This is a genomic window from Prevotella sp. OH937_COT-195 (assembly GCF_003932845.1).
GTDB lineage: Bacteria > Bacteroidota > Bacteroidia > Bacteroidales > Bacteroidaceae > Prevotella.
Map to the genome: position 1 here is coordinate 1 of NZ_RQZH01000146.1, position 457 is coordinate 457.

Annotated in this window: 1 protein-coding gene; it reads left to right on the forward strand. The window is 29.3% G+C overall.

Annotated elements, in window-relative coordinates; translation table 11 throughout:
• Window positions 1-42: 42 nt before the first annotated feature.
• Window positions 43-457: transposase (locus EII32_RS11640; RefSeq protein ID WP_233582402.1), on the forward strand; the 415-nt coding region annotated here is incomplete at its 3' end.

Here is a 457-nt window from a genome sequence, read left to right on the forward strand (position 1 = left end):
GTAAAAGACATAATGGTAATTTGCGCTGATGGGTTAACAGGAATGAAAGAAGCTATTGCTGCAGCTTTTCCACAAACAGAATATCAACGTTGTGTAGTTCATCAAGTTAGAAATACTTTAAAATATGTGTCATACAAAGATAAAAAAGAATTTTCCACAGATTTAAAGAGTATATATTTAGCTGTAACAGAAACACAAGCACTGGAAAATTTAGATAAAGTAAGTGAAAAATGGAAAGAAAAATATCCAAATTCAATGATAAGTTGGTATCAAAATTGGGATGTATTAACACCAATATTTAAATTCTCATTAGAAGTCAGAAAAGTAATATATACAACAAGTGCAATAGAAAGTTTGAATAGCACTTACAAGAAATTAAATAGACAAAGAACGGTATATCCTAGTGATAAGGCGCTATTAAAGGTATTGTATTTATCAACAATGGAAGCAACAAAGA